The organism is Kribbella koreensis (assembly GCF_039525325.1).
Lineage (GTDB): Bacteria > Actinomycetota > Actinomycetes > Propionibacteriales > Kribbellaceae > Kribbella > Kribbella koreensis.
This window is the reverse complement of record NZ_BAAAHK010000017.1, coordinates 364,211-377,106: the sequence shown is the minus strand read 5'-3', so window position 1 is coordinate 377,106 and position 12,896 is coordinate 364,211. Positions and strand designations below refer to the sequence as shown.

Below are 12,896 nucleotides of genomic sequence, written 5' to 3'. Positions count from 1 at the left end.
ATGACCACAAAACCTGAGCCCGACGACCGGGTGTTGCCCTACACCCGCATCCTGTCGCTCGCCATCGTGCCGTTCCTGATCGCGGGATTCGTGATCCTGTACCTGTTCCCGCACCACACCGCCCACCTCTGGGCCTGGCCGCTCCGCCCGACGATGACCGCGATGGTCCTCGCGTCGGCGTACCTCGGCGGCGCCTACTTCTTCGTCCGGGCAGCCCTCGAACGCCACTGGCATGTCCTTGCCCCCGGCATGCTCTCGGTCACCGCCTTCGCCACCCTCCTCGGGCTGGCGACCGTCCTGCACTGGAACAAGTTCACCCACGACAACCCAGCCTTCTGGATCTGGACCGCCCTGTACTTCGCCGCCCCCGTCCTCGTCCTGACCGCCTGGCTCCTCAACCGCCGGTACGCCGCCCCCGCTCGCACCCCCGACGACCTGCTACCACCGTCGTTGCGCGCGGCCGTGGCCGCCATCGGCACTCTGGCCCTCGTCCAAGGCGCCGCCATGTTCATCACACCAACGACCTTCATCGACCTCTGGCCCTGGCCTCTCACCCCACTCTCAGCCCGGACCCTCGCTGCCGTCCTCTGCCTGGGCGGCGCAGGACTCGGTATCTGGCACGACCCCCGCTGGTCAACCCTCCACCGAATGCTCGAGGTCGAACTGGTCATGGTCACCCCGATGCTGCTCGCCGCCGTCGTCGCCCACGATCAACTCGATGCCGGCAAGCCACTCGCCTGGCCCCTGCTGACCGGCTTCGCCCTCCTTTTCGTCACCTCGGCGGTGGTAGGAGGACGCCGAAGCCAGCGACCGCTAGTCGCAGCAGGACCTGGCCGGGTGTGAGCAGGTCGGCGATCTTGGCCGCGCTCAGTAATTCGAGTTCTGCGAGCCGGATGGCATAGGCCTCCGCGGAGATCACCCGAGCCTGGTGGAGCTCGACGGTGTTGTGCCAGACCTTGCGGCGGGATTCGCGGAGGAAGCGTTTGGAGGCTCGTTGGTTGAGGGGGCGGAGGGCGCGGTCGAGGAGGGTGCGCGCTGAGCGGGTTGCGAGTTCGGCGTCCTCGGCGGCTACCCGGTCGGCCAGCACACCGTCGATTCGTTCGTGGTCGCGGCGTCGGCGGTCGAGTAAGGCGGCGTCGTCGAATTCCTCGGCGGAGATCACGGCGAGCAGCGACTGCGGCAGGTCGTAGTTGATGTGGGCGTTGACGCCGAGCAGTACGTGCGCCAGCGGCGGCAGGGTCGCGGGTGCGTCGAATGCCAACCGCCACGGGCGCGGGACACTCTCACCGGCCCGGTCGGCGTCGAAGGCCTTCAGGTAGAGGCCGGCGAAGTCGACGTCCCAGACCTCGACCCAAGCGGGATCCTCGAAGGCTCCACGATCGACAGCGCGGGCCACCGCGCTCGTTGTGCGCTGGTAGGTCGCGAGGAACTCACGGCGCGACTCCTCGGCGGGCGTGAGGCTGTCGAGCCGCTCCTGCAGAGCGGCGACAACCGCCGCGATGTCCCCCGATTGCTCCATGACATTCAGTATGTTCTCGCCGAGCTTTCCCGGCGAGAACATACTGAATGCGCTACGCCGGGAGCTGGGCCTCGATCGCGGTGATGATCTCGTCCGACTCCGGCAGGGTCTGCGGGCGGAAGCGGGCCGCGACGGTGCCTTCGGGGGTGACGAGGAACTTCTCGAAGTTCCACTGGACGTCGCCTGCAGCACCGTCCGCGTCGGGGGTCAGGGTCAGTTCGGAGTACAGGGCGTGCCGGCCGTCGCCGTTGACCTCGAGCTTGTCGAGCATCGGGAACGTCACGCCGTACGTGGTCGAGCAGAACGTCTCGATCTCCTCGGCCGTGCCGGGCTCCTGGCCGCCGAACTGGTTGCAGGGCGCGCCGAGCACGGTGAAGCCGCGGCTCGCGTAGCGCTTCTGCAGGTTCTCCAGGCCTTCGTACTGCGGGGTGAGACCGCACTTGGAGGCGACGTTCACGAGGAGCACCGCCTTGCCCTTGTACTCGGCCAGCGAGGTCTCGGCGCCGGAAAGGGTCTGCAGCGGAATGTCGTACAGGCTCATCAAAATCCTTAGGAGGTCGGCAGGTTGCGGGAGAGGAATTCTTCGGTCCGGCTCCACGCGAGGGCTGAGGCCCCGGCGTGGTGGAAGGCGGGCATCGGGTTGTCGAAGGCGTGCCCGGCCCCGGGATAGCGATGGATCTCGGTGCGGGGACCGTCGACGGCCGCGATGATCTTGTCGACGACGTCGCTCTTCAGGTAGTCGTCGGCGTCCCCGAAGTGATGCAGGCTGACCGCGTCGACGGAGGGAGCCAGCTCCAGCAAGTTGGGCAGCGCGGAGCCGTAGTAGCTCACCAGTACGTCGGGAGACGACACAGCGGCCACATTGAAGGCCAGTCCCCCGCCGAAGCAGAAGCCCACGATGCCAACACCCTGCTCGCGGCTACGCAGGTAGTCGAGCGCGGCGACCGAGTCCGACACCGCGGTCGGCCAGTCGACGCGCTGCATCAGGCCGACCGCCTGGTCCAGGACGTCCGGCGCCGACTCGTCCAGTTCGGCGCCGTCCAGGCGCCAGTAGATCTCCGGTGCGATCACGTAGTACCCGAGGGCGGACAGATCGAAGGCCCGCTGCCTGATGTAGTCGGAGACCCCGAAGATCTCTTGCAGCAGCAGGATGCCGGGCCCGGATCCGTTGGCAGGTTCCCACACGTGTGCCGGCATCAACCCCGTGCCGGTATCAATCTCCAAGGTCACACCTTGGAGCCTACTTCGCGTCGACAGACTCCCGTCGCGACACCTGCTCGGCTGGTGCGGGCATCCAGCGCTGGGACTCCGCTATAGCCGCCCGCAGGAGCTCGTAGAGCCGCTCATCCGGGTTGGAGACACAGGCCTGCGAGATGCCCTCCACAGCACACGACACAGCCCGTGGAGCCGTCCGGCGCGCGAAGTCCGGAGTACCGCGGTGTGGTCGCGCAGTGAAGGTCTTGGCCCACTTGGTAGCCGCCGGTACGCCGTCCAGCGCCTCCTGAGCCTCAGGTCGCAAGCTGTCCAGCGGACGGCCGTCCAGCCCAGCCAGGTGGCGCTCCCCCACGAGCAGGGCGACTGCCAGGATGTACTGCCGCTCCTGCGACACCACCGGCAACGCATGCTCGATGCAGACCGCGGTCACCATCGGTATGACGTGCGGGTCCTCCGGGACCAGCCCGATCACCGAGGGGATCATCGGCGCCAACCGGGCCCGTCCTGCGTCCGTCGTGCAGTCATTGACGTCGCGGGCCACTCCGGCCAGCAGTGGATGGGTACAGGCCGGATGATCCGACCAGGGCTCGCCCGCGAGATACGAGGCGAACTCCATGAAGCAGGCACCCTTGCGAGGGTTTCGGTGTTTGCCCCGCGACAGAACCGGGACAGCAAGCTCGGAATTGTTCATTGCGGCTCCTGAGACGCTCCTCGTCCCAGAATGCGCCCGAAATCCCGTGGATGCCACGGGTTACCGACATCGGCTTGTGAGCAGCGGCACAGGCGTGGCGGGTTGGGGTGGAGTGTTACCGACGGGTAGCCTTGGTCCTGCTCCCACTCCTGGAACCCAGAGGAGGGCCTCGTGCCCCGTGAGATCCGCGATGTCGTCTTCGTCGACGGCGTTCGCACCCCGTTCGGAAACGGCAAGGCCACCGGCCTGTACGCCGAGACGCGCGCCGACGATCTGGTGATCAAGTGCATCCGGGAAATTCTCCGGCGCAACCCGTCGCTGCCGCCGGAGCGGGTGGAGGAGGTCGCCATCGCGGCCACCACCCAGCTCGGTGACCAGGGCCTGACCATCGGCCGGACCGCGGCCCTGCTGGCAGGTCTGCCGAACACCACGCCGGGCTACGCCATCGACCGGATGTGCGCGGGCGCCATGACGGCCGTGACCACGCTCGCGTCCGGGATCGCCTTCGGTGCCCAGGACGTGGTGATCGCCGGCGGTGTCGAGCACATGGGCCGGCACCCGATGGGCGAGGGCGTCGACCCGAACCCGCGGATCATCTCCGAGAAGCTCGTCGACACCAGCGCGCTGGTGATGGGCTCCACCGCGGAGAACCTGCACGACCGGTACCCGAGCATCACCAAGGCCCGGGCCGACGCCTTCGCCGTCCAGTCCCAGGAGCGCGCCGCCAAGGCGTACGCGAACGACCTGATCCAGCCGGACCTGGTCCCGATCGCGATCCGCTCGGCCGAGCACGGCTGGGGTCTGGCGACCGCCGACGAGCCGATGCGCCCGGGCACCACGCTGGAGGACCTGGCCAAGCTCAAGACCCCGTTCCGCCCGCACGGCCGGGTCACCGCGGGCAACGCGGCCGGTATCAACGACGGCGCCACCGCCGCCCTGCTCACCTCGGCCGAGGCCGCCGAGGAGCTCGGCCTCAAGCCCAAGATGAAGCTGGTCTCCTACGGCTTCGTCGGCGTCGAGCCCGAGGTGATGGGCTTCGGCCCGATCCCGGCCACCGACAAGGCGCTCAAGCTGGCCGGTCTGACCATCGACGACATCCAGGCCTTCGAGGTGAACGAGGCGTTCGCCGTCCAGGCGCTGGCGTTCCTCGAGCACTACGGCATCGCCGACGACGACCCGCGGGTCAACCCGTACGGCGGCGCGATCGCCTACGGCCACCCGCTGGCCTCGTCCGGCATCCGGCTGATGACCCAGCTGGCCAAGCAGTTCGAGCTGCGCCCCGAGGTCCGGTACGGCCTGACCACGATGTGCGTCGGCCTCGGCATGGGCGGAACCGTCATCTGGGAGAACCCGAACTTCGAGGGGAACAAGGCATGAGCTTGCAGGACCTCATCGACGAGGCCGTCGCGATCGAGAACGACGAGCTGGTCACGCTCGCGCCGAGCCGCGACGTCGTACTGCCGAACAAGGCCGGCACGCTGGCCCTGATCACCCTCGACAACGGCCAGGACCACACCAAGCCGAACACCTTCGGCCCCAAGGGTCTGGCCGAGCTGAACAAGGCGATCGACGCCGCCCTGGCCCGCGAGGACATCGTCGCGATCGGCGTCACCGGCAAGCCGTTCATCCTGGCGGCGGGCGCGGACCTCAGCGGCGTACCGAAGCTGGCCGGGCGCGAGCAGGCGCTCAACCTGGGCAAGATCGGCCACGGGGTGATGCGCAAGCTGCTCGACGGTGGCAAGCCGTCCTTCGCGTTCGTCAACGGGGTCGCTCTTGGTGGCGGCCTCGAGGTGGCGCTGCACGCGCAGTACCGGACCATCTCGGTCGCGGCCGGGATGATCTCGACGCCCGAGGTCTTCCTCGGGCTGCTGCCGGGCTGGGGCGGCAACTTCTTGCTGCCGAACCTGATCGGCGCGGACAAGGCCGTCAAGGTCGTCGTCGAGAACGCCCTGAACCAGAACAAGATGCTCAGCGGTCCCGAGGCGGTGAAGTTCGGGATCGGCGACGTGCTGCTGGACTCGGCCGACTTCCTCGAGCAGTCGCTGATCTGGGCGAGCAAGGTGCTGACCGGCGAGATCGTCGTCGAGCGGCCCGAGATCGACCGGGGCGAGGCCTGGGACGCGGCGGTTGCCCGCGGTAAGGCGTTCGCCGACCTCAAGGTGAGCGGCGCGGCGCCGGCGCCGTACCGGGCACTGGACCTGATCGCGGCGGCCAAGGACAACGACCGCGACCGTGGCTTCGCGGCCGAGGACGAGGCGCTCGCCGACCTGATCATGAGCGAGGAGCTGCGCAGCGGCCTCTACGCCTTCGACCTGGTCAACAAGCGCGCCAAGCGGCCCGCGGGCGCGCCGGACAAGTCGCTGGCCCGCAAGGTCACCAAGGTCGGCGTCGTCGGCGCCGGTCTGATGGCCGGCCAGCTGGCACTGCTGTTCGTCCGCCGGCTCGAGGTGCCCGTGGTGCTCACGGACCTCGACCAGGAGCGCGTCGACCGCGGTGTCGGCTATGTGCACGGTGAGATCGACAAGCTGCTCGGCAAGGGCCGGATCCGGCCGGACAAGGCCAACCAGCTCAAGGCACTCGTCACCGGCTCGGTCGACCGCTCGGTCTTCGCCGACGCCGACTTCGTGATCGAGGCCGTCTTCGAGGAACTGCAGCTGAAGAAGACGATCTTCGCCGACCTGGAGAAGATCATCCGGCCGGACGCGATCCTCGCGACCAACACCAGCTCGCTGTCCATCACCGAGATGGCGGCCGATCTGGAGCACCCCGAGCGGGTCGTCGGGTTCCACTTCTTCAACCCGGTCGCGGTGCTGCCGCTGCTGGAGATCATCCGCGCGGACCAGACCGACGACGCCTCGCTGGCGACTGCCTTCGCCGTCGGCAAGACGCTGAAGAAGTCCTGCGTGCTGGTCAAGGACGCGCCGGCCTTCGTGGTCAACCGGCTGCTGACCCGCTTCCTCGGCGAGGTCAGCGCGGCGGTCGACGAAGGTACGCCGATTCCCGAGGCGGACAAGGCGCTGTCGGCGCTCGGTCTGCCGATGCCGCCGTTCGTGCTGCTGCAGCTGGTCGGGCTTCCGGTCGCGCTGCACGTCGCCGAGACGATGAACCGGGCGTACCCGGATCGCTTCGCGGTGTCGGCGAACCTCGCCAAGGTAGTTGCTGCAGGCAAGAGTTCGTTCTACGTCTGGAGCGCCGAGGGCAAGCCGTCGGTCGACCCCGAGGTCGAGGCCCTGGTGACCGTCGGCGACAAGCCGTCGACCGCCGAGGAACTGCGCAGCCGGGTGCTGTCCGCGCTGGCCGAGGAGATCCAGATCATGCTCGACGAGGGCGTGGTGGCGCAGGCGCAGGACATCGACCTGTGCCTGCTGCTCGGTGCGGGCTGGCCGTTCCACCTCGGTGGGATCACGCCGTACCTGGACCGTAGCGGCATCGCCGAGAAGACCAACGGCAAGCGATTCCTGCCCAAGGGGCTCGCGAGCCTCGCGTAACACCTTCGGTCTGCTGGGGGTCGGTCCGGTGCCGGAAGCCCGGTCCGGCCCCCAGCATCTTTTCCCCACGACTTCTGCTTTTTCTTCTTTTTGCAACATGCGTCGCGGAACTTCCACCCAGTGTCATCAGTTGTCCTTCATGGACTGAACCAGAGCTGGGGAGAAAATGAGCAAGCGCGTGGAACAGAAGTCTCAGGCTCGCGAGCGGGCGGCCTCACTGGCCTCCGAGCAGGCGCGGGCCGAGCGCCGCCGGAAGCTGCTGATCGCGATCAGCGCCGTCGTGGTCGTGATCGTGGTGATCGGCGGACTCGTCGCCGTCCGCCTCGCCGGCGGCGGCAAGAAGGACGAGGCGGCCGGCCCCTCCGGTACGGCGGATTCGAGCCTCGTCTCCACGCTCGCCAACATCCCGCCCGCGACCTTCGCCGCGGTCGGCAGCGACGCCGTGAACGCCTCCCCCGCGGCCATCACCGCCCCGCCGCTGACCGCCAACGGCAAGCCGAAGGTGCTCTACATCGGCGCCGAGTTCTGCCCGTACTGCGCCGCCGAGCGCTGGCCCGTCACGGTCGCGCTGTCCCGCTTCGGCACCTTCAGCAACCTCGGGACGACCCACTCGGCCTCGGCCGACGTCTTCCCGAACACGGCGACGCTGTCCTTCCACGGCTCGACCTACACCAGCCAGTACCTGTCCTTCACCGGCGTCGAGACGACGACCAACGAGCAGGTCAACGGCCAGTACGCGCCGCTGGACACACCGACCGCCGAGGACCAGAAGACGTTCGCGACGTTCAACCAGCCGCCGTACGTGAAGAGCGGCGGCTCGATCCCGTTCGTCGACCTCGGCGGCAAGTTCGTCGGCTCCGGCGCGACGTACTCGCCGGAGATCCTGGCCGGCAAGACCCAGACCGAGATCGCCGACGCGCTGAAGGACGCGAACAGCCCGATCGCCAAGGCGATTGACGGCTCGGCCAATGTCTACACCGCAGCCATCTGCGCCCTCACCGACAACCAGCCCGCCGCGGTCTGCTCGACCGACGCGGTCAAGGCAGCGGCCGGCAAGCTCGGGAAGAGCTGATCCGGTGAGCTCCGGTGTCGCGACGCAGCAAAAGTCGATCGGCTGGCTCCCCTGGACGACTTTGGTGTTGTCCGTCGCAGGGGTCGCGGTCGCGGCGTACCTGACCTACGAGCACTACACCGCCGGTACGACGCTCGCCTGCCCTGACACCGGCGTCGTGAACTGCCTGAAGGTGACCAGCAGCCAGTACTCCAAGCTGTTCGGCATCCCGGTCGCCCTGCTCGGCCTGCTGTTCTTCGTCGGGATGACGGCGCTGTCGCTGCCGCCACTGTGGCGCACGGCGTCCCCGTGGCCGAGCCGGCTCCGGCTGGCGGCGGTCGTCGTCGGAGTGGTCTTCGTCTGCTACCTGATCTGGGCCGAGCTGTTCCAGATCGACGCCATCTGCCTGTGGTGCACGGTCGTCCACGGCCTGACCATCGTCCTGTTCGGGCTGGTCGTCATCCGTCAGGCTCTGCCACCTCTCGAGGACTAACCCCGGAACTTCTTCACTGCGGTGACCAGCTCGGCCGTTGTCTTGCCCGTGTGCTTCTTGATGATCGCGGCGTCGGCGGCCGGGCTGACACCGTGCTGGGCGAGGTCCGTGTAGAGCGCCGCCATGCCCTTCACGCCCTCGGTGGAGACCAGGTACTCCGTCGCCCACCAGGACTGCCCGTACGACCGGTCGCCGCTGGCGTCGAACTCCTTCTCCCCCGGCAGCACCTTCATCGACGGCAGGTACTTCGTCTTCACGATCGAGCGATACGGATCGACGGTCCAGCGCGGGTCGTCCTCGATCGACCGGCAACGGACGTACTCCGCGACGCCCTCGACCAGCCATGTCGGCGTACCGAGGCCGATCGGCACCGTGGCGACATGCGTCATCTCGTGCACGAGCAGGTCCTCTTCGAGGTCCTTGCGGACAGCCGGGTTGATCACGATCCTGCTGCCCACCGGCGCGACGGCCTTCACGCTCAGCGGCTCACCGTCGTACAGGGTGACGGCCTTCGCCGCGATCGTCCAGCCCGCTCCGTTGCCGGTCGTCCAGTGCATCGACATCACCCGGGGCTCGGGCATCGCGATCACCATCACCTTGCCGTTCCAGGGCCGCGGCCAGTGCTTGCGGACGGCGGCGACGGCGTCCTGCGCGATGCCGGCGATCTTCTTGCCCATCGGGATTTCCTTCTTGTCCACCACGACGGTGACCGTGCCGCGGTGGACCACCTTGACCGGCTGGAAGTCCCACGGCTGGCGATGGCCGTCCTCGCTCAGCGACTCCTCGATCGCGTCGTCCGCGACCAGGATCCAGTGGCCGGAGCGGAGTACGAAGGTGTAGCCGAGGTCGGTCTGGACCGGCTTCGGGTCGAGCCCGGTCAGCTCGTAGCGCATCATCACGCGGGTGGTGAAGGCCGTCTTGCCGTACTTCGCGACCATCTTCGGCGCCGGTTTCTCGTCGGCGACGAAGTACCGCAGATTGGTGAAGTCGAACTGCCGCAGATTGCCGAACAGCACCCGCTGCTCGGCGACGAGCTTCGGCTGCTTGGGATCGACGGAGGCGATGAAAGCCTTCTCGTCGTCCTTGAGGACTGCGGTCGCACGCTTGGCCAGGACCGCATCCACAGCGGCCTTCCGGGACTTCGACGAGCCGGTTTTGGCGGTGGCCTCCGCGGCGGCCGCAGTACCGCCAGGAGACCTGCCGACGTCCGGCTTGGTCACCACGACGACGCCGACGGCACTCGCCAGGACCAGCGCGGTGGCGCCCGCGAAGAGGCGTCCCCGCTTCATCGTCATCTCGCGCTCCTCGCCCGCCCCGATCCGGCCGGACGGATATTACTCCCCAAATCCCTACTCCGGGGTTGCGAAGAGGCCGCGCCCTGGCGGACACGGCCTCTTCGTGAGGTGGACGACTACGCCCTGGTGCTCTCGCCGGTGCGCTCCGTCTCGCCGACACGGCTCTTGCGATAGCCGTAGACCGCGTAGACGGCGAAGCCCAGCACCATCCAGACCAGGAACCGGATCCAGGTCTCCAGCGACAGGTTCAGCATCAGGTAGATGCAGATCAGCGCCGCCAGGATCGGCACCACCGGGTTGCCCGGCACCCGGAACGAGCGCGGGATGTCGGGCCGGCTGCGACGCAGCAGCGGCACCGCGATGGAGACCAGGGTGAACGCGGCCAGGGTGCCGATGTTCACCATTTCCTCGAGCTTGCCGATCGGGGTCACACCGGCCACGATCGCGACCACCACGCCGATACCGATGGTGAGGCGGTACGGCGTACCGAACTTCGGGTGCGTCTTGCCCAGCGTGGCCGGCACCAGGTGGTCGCGGCTCATCGCGAAGACGACACGCGCGGCGCCGATCATCAAGGTGAGCACGACGGTGGTCAGACCGGCGACCGCGCCGGCCGAGATCAGCGTCGCGAAGCCGGGCTTGCCGACCGACCGGAAGGCCTCAGCCAATGCCGCTTCACCACTGATGTCGGTGTACTTGACCATGCCGGTGATGACGATGCAGACCAGCACGTAGAGCACCGTGCAGATCGCGAGCGACCCGAGGATGCCGCGGGGCAGGTCGCGCTGCGGGTTCTTCGCCTCTTCCGCGGTCGTCGCGACCACGTCGAAGCCGATGAACGCGAAGAACACCAGCGAGGCGCCGGACACCAGGCCCATCACGCCGAACGTCGACGGCGCCCCGAAGATCCACTGGATCAGCGGAGTGGTGATGGAGGCGTCGTCGTTGGCGGCCGGCACGCTCGGCGGGATGAACGGGGTCAGGTTCGAGCTCTTGATGTAGAACAGCCCGGCGATGATCACGAACAGCACGACGAACAGCTTGACCGCGACCAGCGCGAGGTTGACCCGCAGCGACTCCTTGATGCCGACCGTGGCCAGGATGGTCAGCACGATCACCAGCAGCATCGCCAGGACGTTGACGTTGGCATCGGGCCCGATCGAGTCGGGCCAGCCCAGTCCTATCTCGTCGAGGAAGAGCTTCGCGTAGGTGGACCAGCCCTGGGAGACGACGCTTGCCCCGAGCATCAGCTCGAGCAGCAGGTCCCAGCCGATGATCCAGGCAAAGATCTCGCCCAGCGAGAAGTACGAGAACGTGTACGCCGAACCGGAGACCGGCACGGTCGAGGAGAACTCCGCGTAACACAGCGCCGCCAGCGCGCAGCAGATCGCCGCGAACACGAACGACAGCGCGATGCCCGGACCCGCGTAGGCCTTGGCGGCGCGGCCGGTCAGGGTGAAGATGCCGGCGCCGATGATGACGCCGATGCCGAAGACGGTCAGGTCGAGGGCGGTGAGGCGTTTCTTGAGCTGGTACTCCGGCTCGTCGGTGTCCGCGATCGACTGCTCGATCGTCTTGGTTCGCAACAGACTCATCTGTACGCCTCCTCAAACTCGGACGGAACCCTCCGAACCCTGCCAACCTGACGGGTTGAGGTCAAACCGCCACTCAGCGTTGAGGCTCGTAGTCCTTAAGGTAGATCCACAGTGTCGCCTCGGTGAACCCGGTGCGAGTCAGCAGGATCCGGTCCCGTGCCGCCTGATCGGTGCCGTGCCTGGCCAGATCCTCGTACAGGTCCTCGACAGCCGCCAGTCCGAGGCGTTTCACCAGGAAGCGGACGGCCAGCCAGCTCACGCCGTACACGTCGGCGTTGTTGTTGTAGAAGCCCTGGTCGGTCGGCAGCGCGCTGAGCAGCGGCAGGGCGTCGTCGATGACCTCCTGCTCCCATTTGCCGACCTCGCCGGGTCCGCTGATCGCCTCGATCCCCCGCCAGGACACGTACTCCGCCGCGCCTTCGGCCAGCCACAACGGTTCGTAGCCACCGAGGTCGGCGGTCGCGACGTGAGTGATCTCGTGGGACAGCAGGATCTCGTCGACGCGGTCGCGTTCCTTGGGATTGACCACGATGTACGCGCCGGCGACCGTACCGTCGGCGGTGTCCTGGCCGGGCAGCGACGAGAAGGTCGACCCGGCGCTCGCGGCCGACTCCACGTCCTCGTCGTTGAAGCGCGCGTCGCGGACATCGGAGTCGTCCAGCGCCGCGATCAGCACGGAGCCATGCCACTTGCGCGGCCAGTACGCGGTGACCTCGCCGAGCGCCTCGGTGGCCTCGGTGACGATCGAGCGGCCGCGTTGGGTGTCGCCCTTGTCGACCAGCACGAGCACACGCGGGCCGCGATGGACCTCGAAGCGGCCGAGGTCCCAGGCCTCCTGGTGCGCGCCCGGGCCGAGCTCGTCGTCGAGGTCGTTGTCGTCGGCCATGATCCAGCGGCCGCCGCGATGCACGAACGTGTAGCCGAGCTCGGTCGTCACCGGCACCAGATCGACCTCGTGGATCTGGTACCTCATCAGCACCCGGACCAGGTACGTCGAAGCGCCGTGCGCGCGGACCGCCTTCTGGTCGAACCGCTCCTCGGCCTGGCTGTAGCCGATCTCGTCGAGGCCGAGCTCGACCAGGTTCGCGAACAGCACCTTCTGCTCTTGCCGCAGCTTCTTGTTCGCCGGGTCGACGTCCTGGAGGAACATCTTCTCGTTGACGGTCCGGACGGCCTTGGCACGGCGGAGCAGGATCGTGTCGACGGCCAGCCGGCGGGCAGCGACGGCCGCGGCGGTCTTGGACGGCGGCTTGGTGCCGTTGTTCGGCTGGGTCGTCGGCGGCTTGGTGAGGGCCGCGCCGGGCCTGGCCCGGGCATCCTGCTCGCGGTCCTCGACCGCGTAGACGACGCCGGCGGAGACCACGGCCACGGCAATGAGCAGGCCCAGCCAGCGGCGGGGCCCGTGGGGCGGAACCTGAGCGCCGGACGGTGCGGCGCTAGGTGTTGTCGAACTCACGTCGGGTCGATTCCTCCGGTCCGCCCGTCCTGCTACAGCCCGGCTACCCTACTCGCTCCTACAGTTTCCACCACCGACACGCCGGGTATACAG

General features: G+C 68.0%; 12 protein-coding genes. 5 read left to right on the top strand and 7 right to left on the bottom strand.

Going from position 1 to position 12,896, the window contains the following annotated elements:
* Positions 1–843, top strand: a complete 843-nt coding sequence (locus ABD116_RS31225) for a hypothetical protein (RefSeq protein WP_343978440.1) — start codon at positions 1–3, stop codon at positions 841–843.
* On the opposite strand, the gene ABD116_RS31220 is transcribed toward ABD116_RS31225, so the two are convergent.
* Genes ABD116_RS31220 through ABD116_RS31205 form a run of 4 tightly spaced genes read right to left on the bottom strand, consistent with a single transcriptional unit; the run spans position 773 to position 3,350 of the window.
* Positions 773–1,519, bottom strand: a complete 747-nt coding sequence (locus tag ABD116_RS31220; protein WP_343978437.1) for a DUF5995 family protein — start codon at positions 1,517–1,519, stop codon at positions 773–775. The genes ABD116_RS31225 and ABD116_RS31220 overlap by 71 nt on opposite strands.
* 52 nt (positions 1,520–1,571) lie before the next feature.
* On the bottom strand, positions 1,572–2,060 hold the full coding sequence (locus ABD116_RS31215) for a glutathione peroxidase (RefSeq protein WP_343978435.1): 489 nt from the start codon (positions 2,058–2,060) through the stop codon (positions 1,572–1,574).
* 8 nt (positions 2,061–2,068) lie between these two features.
* Entirely contained in the window at positions 2,069–2,749 is a 681-nt protein-coding gene (locus ABD116_RS31210; protein ID WP_343978432.1) for a dienelactone hydrolase family protein, read from the bottom strand.
* A gap of 10 nt (positions 2,750–2,759) precedes the next feature.
* Positions 2,760–3,350: a hypothetical protein gene (locus ABD116_RS31205; RefSeq protein ID WP_343978429.1), complete on the bottom strand. Its 591-nt coding sequence runs from the start codon at positions 3,348–3,350 to the stop codon at positions 2,760–2,762.
* A 246-nt stretch (positions 3,351–3,596) separates the two neighbouring features.
* On the opposite strand from ABD116_RS31205, the gene ABD116_RS31200 reads away from it, so the two are divergent.
* The 4 genes from ABD116_RS31200 to ABD116_RS31185 all read left to right on the top strand — a co-directional run bounded on the left by ABD116_RS31200 (position 3,597) and on the right by ABD116_RS31185 (position 8,457).
* On the top strand, positions 3,597–4,802 hold the full coding sequence (locus ABD116_RS31200; RefSeq protein ID WP_343978426.1) for a thiolase family protein: 1,206 nt from the start codon (positions 3,597–3,599) through the stop codon (positions 4,800–4,802).
* The gene (locus tag ABD116_RS31195) at positions 4,799–6,913 is read left to right on the top strand and encodes a 3-hydroxyacyl-CoA dehydrogenase NAD-binding domain-containing protein (protein WP_343978423.1); all 2,115 of its coding nucleotides are present in this window, start codon (positions 4,799–4,801) and stop codon (positions 6,911–6,913) included. Before ABD116_RS31200 ends, ABD116_RS31195 begins: the two co-directional genes overlap by 4 nt.
* 178 nt (positions 6,914–7,091) lie before the next feature.
* The gene (locus tag ABD116_RS31190) at positions 7,092–7,985 is read left to right on the top strand and encodes a DUF929 family protein (RefSeq protein WP_343978421.1); all 894 of its coding nucleotides are present in this window, start codon (positions 7,092–7,094) and stop codon (positions 7,983–7,985) included.
* Between the two features lie 4 nt (positions 7,986–7,989).
* Complete coding sequence (locus ABD116_RS31185; protein WP_343978418.1) at positions 7,990–8,457, top strand: vitamin K epoxide reductase family protein; 468 nt, start codon at positions 7,990–7,992, stop codon at positions 8,455–8,457.
* Here ABD116_RS31185 and ABD116_RS31180 read toward each other — a convergent pair.
* The 3 genes from ABD116_RS31180 to ABD116_RS31170 form a co-directional block, all read right to left on the bottom strand.
* Positions 8,454–9,752 carry a hypothetical protein gene (locus tag ABD116_RS31180; RefSeq protein ID WP_343978415.1) on the bottom strand — a complete coding sequence of 433 codons (1,299 nt, stop codon included), beginning with the start codon at positions 9,750–9,752 and terminating at the stop codon, positions 8,454–8,456. The genes ABD116_RS31185 and ABD116_RS31180 overlap by 4 nt on opposite strands.
* Before the next feature lie 116 nt (positions 9,753–9,868).
* Positions 9,869–11,347, bottom strand: coding sequence for an amino acid permease (locus tag ABD116_RS31175; RefSeq protein ID WP_343978412.1), 1,479 nt, complete (start codon positions 11,345–11,347; stop codon positions 9,869–9,871).
* A gap of 73 nt (positions 11,348–11,420) precedes the next feature.
* Positions 11,421–12,803: a hypothetical protein gene (locus ABD116_RS31170; RefSeq protein ID WP_343978409.1), complete on the bottom strand. Its 1,383-nt coding sequence runs from the start codon at positions 12,801–12,803 to the stop codon at positions 11,421–11,423.
* Positions 12,804–12,896: the final 93 nt, after the last annotated feature.